The 14088-nt window shown below is 73.3% G+C and carries 10 protein-coding genes; 4 read left to right on the top strand and 6 right to left on the bottom strand.

Going from position 1 to position 14088, the window contains the following annotated elements:
• Positions 1 to 32 precede the first annotated feature (32 nt).
• The 4 genes from ABTZ91_RS24050 to ABTZ91_RS24035 all read right to left on the bottom strand — a co-directional run bounded on the left by ABTZ91_RS24050 (position 33) and on the right by ABTZ91_RS24035 (position 5112).
• A complete protein-coding gene (locus ABTZ91_RS24050) occupies positions 33 to 977 on the bottom strand; it encodes a MoxR family ATPase (RefSeq protein ID WP_352079285.1) in 945 nt (314 codons plus the stop codon).
• Complete coding sequence (locus ABTZ91_RS24045; RefSeq protein ID WP_352079284.1) at positions 974 to 3490, bottom strand: hypothetical protein; 2517 nt, start codon at positions 3488 to 3490, stop codon at positions 974 to 976. Before ABTZ91_RS24045 ends, ABTZ91_RS24050 begins: the two co-directional genes overlap by 4 nt.
• Complete coding sequence (locus tag ABTZ91_RS24040; RefSeq protein WP_352079283.1) at positions 3487 to 4446, bottom strand: alpha/beta hydrolase; 960 nt, start codon at positions 4444 to 4446, stop codon at positions 3487 to 3489. Before ABTZ91_RS24040 ends, ABTZ91_RS24045 begins: the two co-directional genes overlap by 4 nt.
• Before the next feature lie 144 nt (positions 4447 to 4590).
• Positions 4591 to 5112: a hypothetical protein gene (locus tag ABTZ91_RS24035; protein WP_352079282.1), complete on the bottom strand. Its 522-nt coding sequence runs from the start codon at positions 5110 to 5112 to the stop codon at positions 4591 to 4593.
• Between the two features lie 84 nt (positions 5113 to 5196).
• Here ABTZ91_RS24035 and ABTZ91_RS24030 point away from each other — a divergent pair, with 84 nt between their 5' ends.
• Positions 5197 to 6336, top strand: a complete 1140-nt coding sequence (locus ABTZ91_RS24030) for a winged helix DNA-binding domain-containing protein (RefSeq protein ID WP_352079281.1) — start codon at positions 5197 to 5199, stop codon at positions 6334 to 6336.
• A 220-nt stretch (positions 6337 to 6556) separates the two neighbouring features.
• Here the strand turns inward: ABTZ91_RS24030 and ABTZ91_RS24025 are convergent, their stop codons facing one another.
• A complete protein-coding gene (locus ABTZ91_RS24025; protein ID WP_352079280.1) occupies positions 6557 to 7759 on the bottom strand; it encodes a cytochrome P450 in 1203 nt (400 codons plus the stop codon).
• 203 nt (positions 7760 to 7962) lie between these two features.
• Here ABTZ91_RS24025 and ABTZ91_RS24020 point away from each other — a divergent pair, with 203 nt between their 5' ends.
• Positions 7963 to 9207, top strand: a complete 1245-nt coding sequence (locus ABTZ91_RS24020; protein WP_352079279.1) for a cytochrome P450 — start codon at positions 7963 to 7965, stop codon at positions 9205 to 9207.
• On the top strand, positions 9204 to 9959 hold the full coding sequence (locus ABTZ91_RS24015; RefSeq protein WP_352079278.1) for a class I SAM-dependent methyltransferase: 756 nt from the start codon (positions 9204 to 9206) through the stop codon (positions 9957 to 9959). The genes ABTZ91_RS24020 and ABTZ91_RS24015 overlap by 4 nt, the downstream gene beginning before the upstream one ends.
• 226 nt (positions 9960 to 10185) lie before the next feature.
• Here ABTZ91_RS24015 and ABTZ91_RS24010 read toward each other — a convergent pair whose 3' ends face one another.
• On the bottom strand, positions 10186 to 12507 hold the full coding sequence (locus ABTZ91_RS24010; protein WP_352079277.1) for a hypothetical protein: 2322 nt from the start codon (positions 12505 to 12507) through the stop codon (positions 10186 to 10188).
• 210 nt (positions 12508 to 12717) lie between these two features.
• Here ABTZ91_RS24010 and ABTZ91_RS24005 point away from each other — a divergent pair, with 210 nt between their 5' ends.
• The gene (locus tag ABTZ91_RS24005; RefSeq protein ID WP_352079276.1) at positions 12718 to 13206 is read left to right on the top strand and encodes a hypothetical protein; all 489 of its coding nucleotides are present in this window, start codon (positions 12718 to 12720) and stop codon (positions 13204 to 13206) included.
• Positions 13207 to 14088: the final 882 nt, after the last annotated feature.

Below are 14088 nucleotides of genomic sequence, written 5' to 3'. Positions count from 1 at the left end.
CGCGCAGGGCGGAGAGCAGCCGGGGCAGCGGATCAGGCATGTGAGAGCTCGCGAAGGATCAGGTCCTCGACGGCCTGGCGGCGTGCCTCGTCGGGGGCGTCGGTGCCGGACAGCAGGTGGACGGCGTTGAGGAGCTGGTCGACGGCGAGGCTCTCGCCGGCGCTGAGGCGGTCCAGGAAGGTGGTGACGAGCCGGCCGGCCTCGGGGGTGCCGGCGGTGCCGGCGCCCATGTGGGCCTCGACGATGCGCAGCAGGGTCTCGGGGGTGGGCAGCGGCATGGTGAAGCGGACGCAGCGGCGCAGGAAGGCGGCGGGGAAGTCGCGTTCGCCGTTGCTGGTCATGACGATGAACGGGAACTCGGTGCACTGCACCCGGCCGCGGCGCACCTCGTGGTGCCGGTCGCCCTGCCATTCCCGTACGGCGACGACGTCCGTCCCGTAGCGGGCGAGCTCCGGAATCTCGAACTCGCCGCGTTCGAGGACGTCGAGGAGGTCGCTGGGCAGGTCGAGGTCGCTCTTGTCGATCTCGTCGATGAGCAGGGCGCGGGGCCGGTCGGCGGGCAGCAGGGCGGTGCCGAGGGGGCCCATCCGCAGGAAGGGGGCGATGTCGTCGCCGCCGGCGGGGCCCTGGAGGCGCTGGGCGTGGATGCGGCCGAGGGCGTCGTAGCGGTAGAGGGCGTCGGCGAGGTTGCTGCGGGAGGTGATGTGCCAGCGCAGCACGGTGCCGAGGTCGAGTTCGGCGGCGACCTGCTCGATCACCGTGGATTTGCCGGAGCCGGCGGGTCCGGTGACGAGCAGTGGGCGGCGCAGCGCGAGCGCGGCGTTGACGGCCTCGACGAGTCCGGGCGGCGGCACGAACTGGCGGTGCAGGGAGCGGCGAGGGAACTCGCGCCACGGCGGAGCCGGGGGGAGTTCGACGCGGTCGGCGGGCCCGGCGGGCGGGGTGCCGTGGCCGGCGTAGAAGGGCTGCCAGGTCATGCGGGTTCCTCCCCGTGCGTCGGGAACGGCTCCGGGTGGAGCCTTTCCCGTTCGGTGTGCGCGTGGTCCATGGGGGCGCGATCCGTAGGCGCGTGGTCCATGTGAGCGTGGCGCGTGTGGGCGTGGCCCAGAGACGCGTGGTCCATGGGGGCGCGATCCGTGTGGGCGTGGTCCATGGGCGCGCGATCCATGGGCGCGCGATCCATGGGCGCGCGATCCGTGTGCATGCGATCTGTGTGCTCGTGCGCCGTGGGCGCGTGGTCCATGGGCGCGTGGTCCGTGTGCTCTCGGTCGAACCAGGCGCAGAAGTCCAGCCATTCGGGTCCGTCCCAGACGGTACGGAGCCGGGCGAGGTGGTGCAGACCGCCACCGTCCGGGGCGGGGGCGTGGTCGTCGGGGGCGGAGCAGGCGCTCCACTTCTCCCGGTAGGCGCGGCAGAATCCGACGGGCAGCAGGTGCCAGTGGGTGTCCACGGTGCGTCGTACGGGCGCGGGCACGGGTGTCACGGCGGGGCGGGCCGGGTCGTCGTCGGGCCACAGGACGATGGGCGAGGAGGCGAGCAGGGTCTCCATCAGGTCCGCGAGCCGTTCGGGCCGGTGGGCCAGGGCGAGGGCGCGGGTGCGGGGCGCGCTCGTGAGGCGGGCGCGCAGTTCGGGGACGCGGCGGGTGTCGGCCTCGCCGAGCCAGTCGACGCGGCTGCCGTCGGCGCCGGGGCCCTGGTCGATGGCCTTGAGGATGTCGCGGGCCTGGTCGTTGATCCACCACAGGTGGTCGGGTGGCTGGATCCGGTCGCTCCAGCGCAGGACGACGTCGTAGCGGGTGCCGAGGCGGATGCCGAGGTCGGTCTCCTCGGGCCGCCAGCAGGCGAGCAGCGGGGCGGGCGCGGCGATCTCCACCCGGCGCAGCGGGGTGTCCAGGCTCCGGGCGAGTCCGGAGGCCCAGCGCAGCACCGTGCCGAGGGCGCGTTCGGTGCCGGCGCGGTCCTGGCCGGCGCACGGGAACTCCTCGCGGTGGCGGACGGTGCCGCCGTCCAGGAGCCAGGCCGCGAGCGATTCGGGCCATTCGTCGCCGACGGCGGAGTGGAGGCTGACGACGAGCCGGAGCCGCATCTCCTCGGTGCGTTCGGCGAGCCGCGCGAAGGCGTCGTTGAGGTCGATGACGGCGCCGGTCTCCTTGGCCCAGGCGCGCAGGGCCGGGTCCTGCGGGTCGACGCCGGTCTCCCTCGCCAGCAGGGCGACGAACTCGGCGAGCGGTCCGGTGCGGCTGCGTCCCGCACGGGGGGCGCGGAGCAGCAGGTGTTCGACGGCGTCGCGGAGCAGGTCGGTGCCGGTGGACCGCGGGAGCGGGGCGGTCGGGGCGGCCTCGACGGCGGCGAGGCCGCGGCGCAGCAGGGTGGTGGTGAGGGCGGTGCCGGGCCAGGCGTCGAGCAGGTCGACGGTGCGGGCGGCGTTGCGCAGGGCGTCCAGGACGCCCTGGGCCCACTGGCGCTCGGGCGCCGGCAGGGTTTCGACGCGGCCGCGCAGGGCCTCCAGGTCGTGGGGGGCCTCCAGGTCGTGGGGGGCCTCCAGGTCGTGGGGGGCCTCCAGGTCGTGGAGGTGGAGTGCGCCGTCGACGGCGGTCGCGGCGAAGCACGCGCTCCCGCCGCCTCCAGCTCCGTCGCCCACGTCACCCGCGCCGTCCCGTGCGCCGTCGCCGTCACCGCCGCCGTCGCCGTTCATGAGGCGCAGGGGGTGCAGGGCCCGGTCGAGCTCCGCCCGGCCGACGGGGCCGAGCGGGGAGCCGGTCCGGCGGACGGTGTGCCGGGCGTTGCGGGCGAGCCACAGCGGGCCCGCCGAGAACTGGGCGCCGTCGTAGTCGACGTGCTGGACAGCCTGACCCACCGCGCCGCCGTCCTCGCGTACGGCCCGGGCGACGACGGCTCCGGTCAGCGTCTCGCCGGCGTCGGGTATTCCTTCGTTGAGCACCTTGACGAGGGTGGTGCTGAAGCGGAGGGCGTAGGCCTCCTCGTCGGCGGCGGCGCCCATGAGCAGCGAGAGGCGGGTGTCGCCGCGCCGGATGCCGCCGGCGAGGGACTTCAGGTCGGGCAGGGCGTGGCCGGCGTGGCAGGTGTCCACGAGGGCGACGAGCCCGTCGAGTCCGGCGCTGTCGAGGAGCCCCCCGAGCAGCGAGCCGACGTCGACGGCGCTGAGCGGGTCCTCGGCGCGGGAGTCGCCGGCCATGAAGTACAGCTGGGTGCCGGCGGCCATGCCGTGGCCGAGGAAGGCGAGGACGAGGACGGCGCCCGCCTCGGCGGCGGTGCGGCCGGCCCGGCGTACGGCGGTCTCGATCCGCTGCTGGGTGAGGTCGGGGCCGACGAGGAGGGTGGGGCCGTGGGCCGGGTCCTTCTCGCAGGCGCCGGCCCACGGGGTGGTGAGGGTGTCGTGCAGGGAGCGGGCGGCCCGTTCGAGGTCGTCGAGCAGGCCGAGGTCGGGGCACTGGGCCCCGATCACCAGTACGTGCCGCGGTGCGCTCATCGCTCCGCGACGGTGGTGAGCGCTTCGACGAGGGGACCGGCGACGGCGGGCTGGGCCAGGTACTTGGCGGCCGGGTGGACCCAGGCGCCGTCGGAGTCGACGCGGCGGCTGGCGGGCACGACGTCGTCGGCGTTGGGCCGTACGAAGCCTTCCAGGAGCGGCCGGGCGGCCACGAGGTCGTCACGGTCCCAGAAGTTGAGCCAGCGGCGGACGGTGCCGGGCGTGCCGAGGGGGTGCGGGCGGACCCGGGGCTGGACGGCGGTGCGGATGCCGAGCGGGGAGCCGAGGGTGACGAACAGGGGGACGTCGGCGGCCTGTTCGTGGAGGGTTTCCAGGGCGACGACGGTGCCGAGGGAGTGGGCGACGACGATGTTGGGGCCGTCGGGGTCGAGGCAGTCGGCGACGCGGGCGCGGATCCGCTGGTCGAGGGTGGTGGTGCCGTCGGTCTCGCCACGGTTGAGGTAGCGGGCGACCTGCCCGAGCATGCCGACGGTGGCGCGGGCGCTGAGCCAGCCGCCGACGGAGCGCAGGCCGGGCACGGCGAGCAGGCTGGTGACGGCGTTGACCGCGCGCCGGGCCGGCGCGCCGGTGCCCTGGGCGCCGCCGGGCGGGGCGAGCCGGGTGCGGGCGGCGTGCAGGGCGCGGGCCTCGGCGGGGTCGAGCGCGGGGTCGGCGAGCCGTTCGTCGACGGCTTCGAGGAGCAGCGCGGCCAGCAGTTCGTCGTCCTGTTCCTCGGCGGTGCCGGCGGGGCCGCCCTGGGCTCCGGCGGTACGGAACAGGTCGCCGTAGTAGGCGAAGCGGGCGTCGGCGCCCCAGCCGCCGGTCAGGGCCGACACCTGGGCGGAGTGTCCCGCGGCGCGGGCGCCGGCGGCGACGGCCCGTAGCCATTCGTCCAGGTCGGCGGCGGCGTCCCGGGGACCGCCGATGCCGTGGACGAAGACCAGGCGAGGCTTCATGAGGTCCCCCGTTCGACGCGTCGTTCAGCGGCGATCCTCGCCGGTACGGCGGCGCCGGAGCAAGCCGCAAAGGCGGCACCAGCGGGTCTCGGCCAACTGTCCCGGCACCTTGGCGAGATGTGCGCGGTCCGACGCGCCCGGGGGTCACCGCCGCTGTCGGCGCTTGGTCTTCGTCACCATCCGTTCGCGCAGCAGCCGCTGGTAGTCGGCGTGCCGCTCGCCGCCGAGCCCGAAGAACGCGCAGATGTCGGCGACGTGCTCGGCGTCCTCCGCGTCGCCGCTGAGTCCGAGGTGGACGAGCACCCAGAAGCCCCGGTCGGCGGCGGATCGGCAGTCCTCCGGGATCGTGTCGGGCGGGCCGAAGGACGTGTCGCATCCGGACATGGACCAGAGGGTCTGGAGCAGCACTCCGCGGGCGAGCGGGGAGGGTCCACTGGCGAGGGCGGCCAGGATCACGGCGACGGCCGGCGGTAAGCAGGGGAAGAGGGCGCCGTTGCGTTCGACGTGGTCCTCCAGGGTGTAGCCGATCATGTCCCGGGCGGTTGCGGCCTCCAGGATCGTCTCGAACATCAGGGGCAGGTGCTCCGCGGTGTCCCCGCATCCGCAGCGCAGCGACGCCCAGTCGTGGCGGGCGAGTTCCGCCCGTACGAGCTCACCGACCGCCATGGCGTCGCCTCCCGTGCCCCCGGATCCGTCTCCTGGCCCACCCTCTCATCCGGCCGGGCCGGCGCGGCGGGCAGAATGCTCGGTGTGAAGATCACCGCCCGGGAGCTCAACCGGGCCACTCTCGGCCGTCAACTGCTCCTCGCGCGCGAGCGACTGGCCGTCGCGGAGGGCGTGCGGCGGGTCGTGGCGTTGCAGGCGCAGCAGCCGGGTTCGCCGTACGTGGCGCTGTGGAACCGGCTCGCGGGCTTTGATCCGGCCGAGCTGGACGATGTCTTCGCCCGCCGCGAGGTGGTGAAGGCGACGTTGATGCGGATCACGCTGCACGTGGTGCACGCCGAGGACTGTCCGGTCTTCCGGGAGGCGATGCAGTCGACGCTGTACGGGGCGCGGCTCGGGTTCCGGTTCGCGGCCGGTGGCTTCTCGCCGGCCGACGCGCACGCCCTGCTGCCCGATCTGCTGGCCTTCGCCGAAGTGCCCCGTACGAGTGCGGAGTTCCGGGACTGGCTGGAACGGCGGGTCGGGGCGGAGGGCCGTGAGGCGGCCTGGTGGGGGCTGCGCGGCTACGCGCCGCTGCACCACCACCCCACGGGCGGCCCCTGGTCGTTCGGCGAGCGTCCCTCGTACGTGGCGGCCGGAGGCGGCCCGCTGCCCGAGGGCCGCGAGGGCGCGCCCGGGGCGCTGCGGCATCTGCTGCTGCGGTACCTGGCGGGGTTCGGGCCCGCTTCGGTGGCGGACATGGCGCAGTTCGCCATGGTGCAGAGGGCACCGATCCGGCGGGTGCTGCGGGAACTGGACGACGAGGTGGAGCGGCTCGAAGGCCCGGACGGCACGGAGCTCTTCGATCTGCCCGGGGCGCCGCGGCCGGACGCGGAGACGCCGGCTCCGCCGCGGCTGATGGCGATGTGGGACAGCGTCCTGCTGGCGTACGCGGACCGGAGCCGGGTGATACCGCCCGAGTACCGTCGGACGGTGATCCGCGCCAACGGTGACGTGCTGCCGACGCTGCTGGTCGACGGCCGGGTGGCGGGCGTGTGGCGCCCGGTCGACGGCGGGATCGAGGCGACGGCCTTCCACGAGCTGCCGGCCCCGGTGTGGGAGGGGCTGGCCGAGGAGGCGCGGTCGCTGCACGGCCTGCTCGCGGCCCGCGATCCGGGGCTCTACGGGCGGTACGCCCACTGGTGGGCGAAGCTCCCGGCGGGCCGGGTGCGGGTGCTGCGCGGGTAGGCGGCCGGGGGCGCGTCCTTTGGTGGGGGCCTGGCGGGGTCGGGGGGCCGGGCGCCCGGCCCCGCGCGGATGGCTGTGCGCGGGGCCGGGGCTCATGGCGTGGCGGCCGCCCGCCGGGCGGGCGGCGCGGTGGTCAGGTTCAGTGCCAGTACTTCATGTCCGTACCTCCTTCTCGGTGAAGGGCGCGGGCATCACACGGTGCGTGCTCAGTGCCAGTACTTCATGTCCTGACCTCCTCCCCCGTCGTGGGGCGCAGTGTCACCTCGAAGCGGTCGAGTCCGCGGAGGGTGAGGTTGCGCCGGTGGTGTGGTTCCGCGACCGCCCGCGCCTGGGGGTGGTCCGTGGCGAGGGTCCCGAGGACCGATCCGGCAAGCCGGATCGCCATGGACGCGCCGAGGCAGGCGTGGGCCCCGCGGCCGAATCCCAGGTGCGGGTTCGGGGCGCGGTCGAGTCGCAGCTCGGTGGGGCGGGCGAAGCGCAGCGGGTCGTGGTTGGCCGCGCCGAGCAGGAGGGTCACCGGGTCGCCCGCCCGGAGGGTGACGCCCCCGATCTCGGTGTCGGTGACGCAGACCCGGGCGTCGGCCTGGACGGGGGCGTCGTAGCGGACGAGTTCGTCGACGGCGGTGGCGGGCCCCGCCTCCCGGAAGGCCGCGAGGGCGCCGGGGGTGGTGAGCAGGGCCGCGGCGGCGTTGCCGAGGAGCCGGGAGGCGGACTCGTAGCCGGCGTGGAGGACGGCGCGCAGGCTGTTGCGCAGGACGGCCGGCGCGACGCCGCTGTCGTCGGCGTGGGCGGCGACGTGGGCGATGAGGCCGTGCTCGGGCGGGTCGGCGAGCCAGCCGCCGGCGTACGCGGCGAGTTCCGCGCGGGCGGCGACGGCGGGTTCGTGCTTCTCGGGCCAGAGTCCGGCGTCCATGCCGTCGACGATGGCGCGGGACATGGGCACGAAGCGGCCGAGGTCCGGGGCGGGCACGCCGAGGAAGTCGGTGACGAAGCGCAGGGCGAGCGGTTCGGCGAGCTCGCCGACGAGGTCGAAGGAGGGGCGGCGGGCCAGGTCGGCGAGGAGTTCCTTGACGTGGTGGTCGAGGCGCTCGTGCAGGGCGTGCCGGTCCTGGGCGCGGAAGCCGTCGAGGAGCAGGTGCCGGATGGCGGTGTGCTCGGGCGGGTCGAGGGTCTGGACGCTCAGCAGCGGGTCGGGGACGTCCTCGCCGGCCCGGCGCCAGTCGGAGGCGAAGCGGGTGCTGTCGGTGAGGACGGCGAGGCAGTCGGCGTGCCGGGTGAGGACCCAGGAGCCGAGGGGCTCGTGCCAGAGGACAGGGGTGTTTTCGCGCAACTCGGCATATGCCGGGTACGGGTTGCGCAGGACGTCGGGGCGGGCGAGTCCCAGGAGCGGATCGTCCTTCACCGTCTGGTCGAGCTCTGCCACGAAACGTCTCTCCCTGCGCCGTAGGACCTGGTCGAGGCCGTAAATGCTTGCGGTTGAGCAGTGCGGAACAAACGTTTCGCCGGTGGGCGGCGCCGCTCCGCGGGTAATCCTCCGTGCCGATGGCCGGTGACGCTACCACGCAACTTCCGTGGCTGGTATGACTACCTGCCACAGATCTTTCCCACGCTCACGGGGAGTAGCGGATGTCGGATCAGGGTCAGACCATCGTCCATGACGTGCCGCTGAACGTCGCTCAACAGCCCGACCCGTACCCGCTGTTCGAGCGGATACGGGAGCACGGGGTGGTGCAGCGGGTTCGGCTGAATCCCACCCTTGAAGTCTGGATGGTCACGGGTTACGACGAGGCGGTGGCCGCCCTCACCGATCCCCGGCTGAGCAGCAGTCCGGCCGGGGTGAACGGTCTCGCCGAGGAGATGGCCCACCAGGAGCGGACCAACGTCCTGATGGCGAGCATGCTGGTGGCCGACGGCTCCGACCACACCCGGCTGCGCAACCTGGTCTCCAAGGCCTTCACCGCGCGCCGGGTGGAGGCGCTCGCTCCGCGCATCCAGGCCCACACGGACGCCCATCTCGACGCCTTCGCCGCGCGCGGAACGGCCGATCTGGTGGCCGAGTTCGCCCTGCCGCTGCCGATGGCCGTGCTCGCCGAGCTCATCGGCATCCCGGCCGAGGGACGGCCGGACTTCGCCCGGCTCGCGGTCGGCCTGATCATGCCGCCGAACACTCCGGAGCGGCTCGCGAAGGGGGCCAGGGCGCGGGCCGAACTCACCGAGTTCTACGAGCCGTTGATCGCCCTGCGGAAGAAGGAGCCGCGCGACGATCTGCTGAGCGCGCTGTGCGCGGCACAGGCGGAGGAGAAGATCAGCGACCGGGAACTGCTCGCGATGGCGATCCTCCTGACGCTGGCCGGGCACGAGACCACGGCGAGCCTGATCGCCAACGGGGTGCACGCCCTGCTGCGCCACCCCGACCAGTTCGCCGCGCTGCGCGACGACCCCTCGCTGCTGCCGGGGGCGATCGAGGAGCTGCTGCGCTACGAGGGGCCGGTCAGCCGCGGGGTGGCGCGCTTCACCACGGACCCGTACGAGATCGGCGGCGTCACCATCCCGGCCGGAGAGATGATCATCATCGGTCTGGCGGCGGCCAACCGTGATCCGGGCCGCTTCGACCGACCCGACGTCCTCGACGTGGCCCGCCGGGAGATGCCGCAACAGCTGGCTTTCGGCCATGGCATGCACTTCTGTCTGGGCGCGCCGCTCGCCCGCGCGGAGGCCCGGATCGCGCTCGGCACGCTGCTGCGGCGCTTCCCGGACCTTCGGCTCACGGATCCGGACGAGGACCTGACCCGGCGCGAGGGCATCCTGCGCGGCATGGCGACCCTGCCGGTCAGCTTCACGCCGTCGGCACCGAGCGGCGGCACCGCGTGACCGCCGCCTTCGACGCCATCGCCCCCACCTACGACGCCTCACGCGGCGGCACCGCCCGGGCCGCCGGCTTCGCCGGGCAGCTCGCCCCGCTGCTCGACCCGGCCGAGCCGGTCCTCGACATCGGCGTCGGCACCGGGATCGTGGCGGCCGAACTGGCCGCGCTCGGCCACCGGGTGTACGGAGTGGACCTGTCCCCCGGCATGCTGGCCCACGCGCGCGAGCGGCTCGGCGCCCGGGTGGCGGTCGGCGACGCGGGCCGGCTGCCGGTCCGTACGGCCTCGGTCGCGCAGGCCGTCTCCACCTGGCTGCTGCACGCCGGCCCGGACCCGCGGGCGGTCTTCCGCGAGGTGGCGCGGGTCCTGCGGCCCGGCGGGCGCTACCTGGTGATCCCGGCCCGCGGCAGGCAACCCGACGACGACATCGGACGCATCGTGCGCGCCCTCGAGGCCCGCCTCGACCCCGCGGCCACCCGCCAGGACGCCCCCGACGTCCTCACCCCCCTCGCGGCCGCCCACGGCCTGACCTACGAGGGCCCGGCGGGCGAACGCCCCACCGTCTTCCGCGTCTCCCCGACCGCCATGGCCGACTCGATCGCCACCGGGCGCCTCTTCACCGGCGCCTGGCAGCTCCGCGACGAGGACCTCCCGCTCGTGGCGGACGCCTGCGACCGCCTGCGCGCCCTCCCGGACCCGGACGTACCCCGGGTGCGGGAGATGGCGGACTTCGTGATGGTGTTCCGCCGGGAGGAGTGACAGAGCTCGGCCGAGACGCGGGAGGCGGGCGGCTGCTTGCGTCTGCTGGAGACGCTGGAGAGGCGCTGGTCGCGGCGGACGGCCGGACGATCGGCACGGCCGGCTCCGGGTGGCCGACCGGAGGGAGAAGCGCCTCGCACCGTTGTCGAGCCGGGCGGCCCGGCGATGCCGCCGGCCCCGCACGCGCGGGGAACCGGCGACACCGCCCTTTGTTTCCGTCCGCGTCTCAGCCGCGGCGGCGCCTCATCCGCCAGGTCAGTACGGCGCCGAGGGCCAGCAGCGCGGCGGCGAACCCGCCGATCAGCCCCACGGGCATGCCGTTGCCGGTGTCGGCGAGGTCGCCGCCCGGGTCCTGCGGGGCCGTGGTCGGCCGCACGCCACCGGACCGCGTCGGCTCCGGCGAGGCCGTCGGCGTGGGCGTCGACGGCTGCGGGCTCGGCGTGCCGTCGTCGCTCGGCGACGGAGTCGGGACCGGCTTCGGGGTGGTGGACTTCACGTCACCGGAAGCGCCCATCGCCATCAGACTGTGGTTCTCGGCGTCCGGCGTCAGCGCCTTCACGCTCGTCCGCGTGGTGCGCGGCAGGTGCCGGTGCTCGCTGGTGAACCGAGCCTTGGAGACCTGCTGCTTGGGCGCCTTGGAGAAGTCGACGCCACCCATGACGCAGGTCTTCTGCTCCCCGTTCATCTCACACGGGTAGGTGTAGTCGCCCTCCGTGTACGACTTCATGTAGGCGTCCCAGGTCTTGCGCGGGGTCCAGTCCTGGTGGGGGGCCCGCAGCGGCCACGCCTTGACGTCATTGCCGTTGATGAGCGACCGGTAGTCGGTGGCCTTCGCCGCGTCCTGCTGGCGGACGTACTCCGCCGCGACCCGCGCCTTGTACACGCGCCGCAGGTCGGCGTACTCGGGATCGGCGTTGACCTGGCGCTCGATGTCCGGCACGACCAGCTCGTTCACCAGCCGCTGTGAGGTCTTCCGCTGGGCCTCCGTCAGTGCGCACTCGCCGTTGGGGTCGGGGAATTCGACCTCCAGCGGCTCGCTCTTGACCTCCAGCGGCGCGTCGAGGATGTACAGACCCTCCTCCTCGGCCCGCACCTGCGCGGGCCGGGGCACGATCCACACCCGCAGGCCGTGCCCGCACGGCACGCCGGCGGCCGTCATCGCGTCCCAGTACAGCTTGCCGACGCCCTCACGCGGATCCATGTTGCGGGCGTAGTCGTGCTTCATCTGGAGGTCGGCCTCCAGCAGGACCCGGCCCGCGTCCGTCTTCCCGAACAGCGGGTCCATGATCTTGTCCGGCTGGTCCGGGTTGAGGTTCACCCAGAACTTCTCCGGGGTCAGCGCCATCCACGTGAAGAAGCTGTCGGAGATCAGCTGGGCCTTCGCCCTGCCGCCCCAGCCGACGCCGTCCTCCTCGTCCGCCGCGGCCGCGCTGTACGCGTACTCGATTCCCTTGCCCTTGACCGGCTTGCCGATGTACCGCAGTTCGAGGGTGGAGAAGTCCACCCCGCCCAGACCGCGGCCGCGCAGGCCGGACGGGTCGTTGGCCCGCAGCCGCGCCAGACGCTCGGCGAGCTGGCGCGGATTCTCCGGAGAACGACGGATCTCGTCGACCGCGCCGCCGACGGCCCCGGCGGCTCCGGGCCCCGCCTGCCACTTGGCCCTGTCCGTGTACTTGGTCAGCTCGTACCGCGGCTTGCCGGTCGCCCGGTGCTGGATGACCTTCACCCGCTTGTCGGTGTCGGTGCCGCCGACCTCCTTGTTGAGGTTCTTCCAGGCCGTCCCGGTCTCCCTGGAAGGCTTGTCCCCGTGGACGGCGTACAGGGTGAACTTCTTGTACTTGTCCTGCTGGAGGATGATCCGGTCCGCCGGCCGCTGGCTGCCGTCGTGGTTGGGTCCGGACTTCACCTCCCCGAAGATGCCCAGCCTGTAGTTGACGAAGTCGTACTTCCGGTAGCGCTTGTTGCCGTTCTTGTCGATGTACTCGATCGGCTCCTCGCAGAGCCAGTCGTCCCCGAGCAGACCGAGGTCCTGCACCACCTTGCGGTGGTACTGCTTGCCGCGCGCGCGGTCGCCCTCCAGGCCTATGTAGTCGTCCATCAGCCAGTCGGTGAAACTGGACGCGGGCTGCTTGCCGTTGACCTGGTTGTTGTAGAAGCGGGCGTAGACGCGCTCGGGAGAGTCCTCGGGGTACTTCTTGTAGTCCGTGCCGATCTTCTTCAGGAACCGCTCCCGCTCGGCCGGATCGGCGGGCAGGCTCAGCCCGTCGAACGAGTGCCGCGGGTTGTCGTAGTCGTACGTGTCCCAGTCGGCCTCGGGACGGACGTACCCGTCGTCGAAGGGCAGGTCGTCGGCGACGTCACCCACGACGTCCTTGAACAGGTCCTTGCACTTCTGGCCCGACTTGGGCGCGGCCTGGGCCTCGTCCCCGAAGGAGGGAAGCCCGACGAGCGCGACGGAACCGGCGACCGCCGCCGCGACGGTGGTGCGCCACAGCAGGCCGCGACGGCGATGTGTGATGCGCGTACTGCGCGTACCGCGTGTTCTCACAGTGAAGGGTGCTTTCCCGGGAGCCCACGAAGAATGGGTCTCACTCACAGGGCGCCAAGGGCCCCCGTGCTCACTGGCGCCGCCGAACACGTGAGCCTAGGCGGAACGACGTCGGTCGGTACCCCGATTCACCGGCGTGTTGCCCGCCAACTCCCTTTCCCTACAGGATCTTTACAGTTCCGCGCCCATGTCGCCGTACGCTCGGAGACCATGAACGACACCATCGCGGACGACCCCCAGGACTGGTTCGACAACCCCCGGCTGCACGACTGGCTGGCCCGGCAGCGGGCCGCGTTCCCCGCCTGGGCCCGGGACACGGGCCAGGACTGGGACTTCGCCCCCGCCTCCGTCGACCGCCTGGAGCGACTGCTGCGGAGCTGGTACTCCACCTACGAGGACATCCACGCCGCCGCCGCGACCCCGCGCGTACAGGTCGCCGCCTGGTACCTCGGCGAGGTGCAGGTCCGCCACTGCGGCACGGTGTGGAAGTGCCGCCCGCGCGAGGCCCTGACCGAGTGGGAGTACGACACACCGTTCGTGACCCTGCCGGAACCGCCCGTCCCGGAGGAGGACGGGAAGGGCGAGGAGGACGAGGAGGGGTACGTGCCGTTGTGCGTGCCGCAGGACGAGATCGAGGCGCTGTTCCTGCGCGGCCCGGAGAACCGGCTGTACGACGTGTTCACGCGCTACGAGCACTGAGGGTCCGGCGGCCGCCTCGCACCCTGGAGGCGGCCCCGTTCTCCCGAAGCTACGGCGAAGTGACAAGTAGCTGAGAGCGATGCTCTGGGTGCAGCTCTCCGGGGTGGGTGTCCTCTGTCTCCTCGTCCTCGCCGGGCTCGGGCCAGCGGCCGAACGGGCCGATCTGGCCAGGGCCTTCGGCTCCGAGTACGCCGGGGCCCTTCGTACGGTGCGGCGGCAGCGGGATCACCCGTCCTCCCCGTCGCGCCGGGCCGAGCGTGCCCACCGCGTCGGTGGTGCCGCTGCCGGGACCGGTGGGGGCCACCTGGGTCGGCCGGCGCCGCCTCGACGGGCGGGCCCGGTTTCCACGGCCGTCCGTGGCCGTGGTCCTCGGGCACCGGCACTTCCAGCTCCTCGCGGAGCGCGGGGACGAGGATGAAGCGGGCGGTGTGGTACTTCGTCGCGGTTTTCCCGGCCCGGGTGCGGCACCGACCGCCCGCCGGGGCTTCACACTTCGGACAGTCGTTTCGTTCTACCGCGTTTGCGGCTTGATCGGGCGCCCGATGCACCCCGGCAGTCTGTCAGAACTGTCTCGCACAACGCCTAGGTTTTGAGAGGTTTTCGGCCAACGGCGAGCTGGGGAAACGTGATCGACTTCGGGGCTCTCGCAGGACTCTCGCAACTGTTCATTTATGAGAATCACCGCGCTGCACCCATGGCCATGTCTGGTCTGCCGGAAGGCCAGCGGGGTGCGGGCGCGCGGCGCTGCGGCCATTTGTTCGAGATGCGCAAGAAGCAGCTTGCGCAGGCAGGCGGGCGGGGGGCCCCGGGGGGGTGCCCCCCCGGGGGGGCGGTCTGAAACGGCCCCCGTCAAGTGGAGGCGTAGTGAGAAAAAAAAAAAAC

It is taken from the genome of Streptomyces sp. NPDC126499 (genome assembly GCF_040302485.1).
In the GTDB taxonomy this organism is placed as follows: domain Bacteria; phylum Actinomycetota; class Actinomycetes; order Streptomycetales; family Streptomycetaceae; genus Streptomyces.
The sequence above is the reverse complement of the archived record's forward strand: the minus strand, read 5'-3'. Positions and strand labels throughout refer to the sequence as shown.

What these genes read in the sequence shown, in the direction of transcription:
- ABTZ91_RS24050 (WP_352079285.1), bottom strand. Translation starts at nt 977, where the DNA reads ATGACCTGGCAGCCCTTCTACGCCGGCCACGGCACCCCGCCCGCCGGG.
- ABTZ91_RS24045 (WP_352079284.1), bottom strand. Translation starts at nt 3,490, where the DNA reads ATGAGCGCACCGCGGCACGTACTGGTGATCGGGGCCCAGTGCCCCGAC.
- ABTZ91_RS24040 (WP_352079283.1), bottom strand. Translation starts at nt 4,446, where the DNA reads ATGAAGCCTCGCCTGGTCTTCGTCCACGGCATCGGCGGTCCCCGGGAC.
- ABTZ91_RS24035 (WP_352079282.1), bottom strand. Translation starts at nt 5,112, where the DNA reads ATGGCGGTCGGTGAGCTCGTACGGGCGGAACTCGCCCGCCACGACTGG.
- ABTZ91_RS24020 (WP_352079279.1), top strand. Translation starts at nt 7,963, where the DNA reads ATGTCGGATCAGGGTCAGACCATCGTCCATGACGTGCCGCTGAACGTC.
- ABTZ91_RS24005 (WP_352079276.1), top strand. Translation starts at nt 12,718, where the DNA reads ATGAACGACACCATCGCGGACGACCCCCAGGACTGGTTCGACAACCCC.